General features: G+C 50.9%; 1 protein-coding gene. It reads right to left on the reverse strand.

Going from position 1 to position 277, the window contains the following annotated elements:
- Positions 1–277: glycosyltransferase family 2 protein (locus tag AAEZ05_RS28475; protein ID WP_350649931.1), on the reverse strand; the 277-nt coding region annotated here is incomplete at both ends.

Consider the following 277-nt stretch of genomic DNA (forward strand, 5'->3'; position numbering starts at 1 on the left):
CCTCAGGGACAAACTGACTGCGCAAGCCGCGACTATGCATCAGCACACCCATCTGCGCATCTTCGGTAATTGATGCGCCTGACCAGCCGCCTAAATCTAATAGCGCACGGCGGCGAATGACTGCATAAGTCCCAGTCGATAGCGCACGTGTGCGATTAAACGGACGGTATAAATGGTGATTGAAATAGTGATTTAGCTCGCTATGAATATCGACTCGTCCGGCGTCACGATAAAACTGAGGAAACTGCAATAGCGCATGGGTCGGATAACACTCGAT

The sequence above is a fragment of the Pseudomonas sp. HY13-MNA-CIBAN-0226 genome, from assembly GCF_040310305.1.
GTDB lineage: Bacteria > Pseudomonadota > Gammaproteobacteria > Pseudomonadales > Pseudomonadaceae > Aquipseudomonas > Aquipseudomonas gregormendelii.